This window comes from Soonwooa sp. T0.1_25, from assembly GCF_057652215.1.
In genome coordinates, this window is record NZ_JBYFBZ010000050.1 from 1 (window position 1) to 957 (window position 957).

The 957-nt window shown below is 28.7% G+C and carries 2 protein-coding genes; both read left to right on the forward strand.

Annotated elements, in window-relative coordinates; genetic code table 11:
- Positions 1-98 precede the first annotated feature (98 nt).
- Positions 99-392 (forward strand): type II toxin-antitoxin system HigB family toxin, encoded by a 294-nt coding sequence (locus AC23MB_RS14280; RefSeq protein ID WP_487787643.1) that lies wholly within the window; start codon positions 99-101, stop codon positions 390-392.
- Between the two features lie 4 nt (positions 393-396).
- On the forward strand, positions 397-753 hold the full coding sequence (locus AC23MB_RS14285) for a helix-turn-helix domain-containing protein (protein ID WP_487787644.1): 357 nt from the start codon (positions 397-399) through the stop codon (positions 751-753).
- Positions 754-957: the final 204 nt, after the last annotated feature.

Here is a 957-nt window from a genome sequence, read left to right on the forward strand (position 1 = left end):
CCGTTAGCAGAAATCCTAAAAACAAATCTTGTCAATAATTTTAAATTTAATTTTCCCAATTTGGGAATTAATTTTTATATTTGTATAAAGAAAAACAATTGAGAGTTATAGCAAAGAAAATACTGCGAGAGTTTTGGGAAAAACATTCAGATTGTGAACAGCAATTGAAATCGTGGTATCAAGAAGCTGACAAAGGAACTTGGAAGAATTTAAATGAATTAAAAAACGAATATCCAAGTGCAAGTATTTTAGAAGATAATAGAGTTTGTTTTAACATAAAAGGCAATAATTATCGATTGATTGTAAAGATTAATTTTAATTATCAAATGATGTGGATTCGATTTATTGGAACTCACGCCGAATATGATAAAATAGATGCAAACAAAATTTAGAAAGATGAAATTAAAACCAATAAAAACAGAAAAGGATTATTTTCAAACTTTAGAAAGACTTGAAGAAATTTTTGATGCAAAACCAGGTACAAAAGAAGGCGATGAATTGGAAATTTTAGGAATTTTATTAGAAAAGTATGAGAATGAACACTTCCCTATTGGACTTCCAGATCCAATTGAAGCAATAAAATTTAGAATGGAACAGCTCAATTATTCACAAAATGATTTAGCTGAAGTAATTGGTTTGAAAAGTAGAGCAAGTGAAATTTTAAATAAAAAACGAAAATTATCTTTGGATATGATTCGTAAGTTAACGGAAAAATTGCACATTCCATCAGAAGTATTAATCCAAGCATACTAAAAATAAGGACTTCTGCTAACATTGTATTGGCAAAATGCGGGGTTGAATATAAAATATAAAATGTAGAAATATTTATACGCCGTTGCTTTTTCGTATTATTATTTTTTATAATTTAACAATCCGAAAAAAGCATCGGCTTCACGCAGTCTGAATTGAACTTTTCGTCCAAGTTAACCCGCACTTCGCCAATACTTTTTCCGTTAT

Bases quoted from the DNA above. Each gene is read 5' to 3' on its own strand.
- AC23MB_RS14285 (WP_487787644.1), top strand. From the start codon at position 397: ATGAAATTAAAACCAATAAAAACAGAAAAGGATTATTTTCAAACTTTA.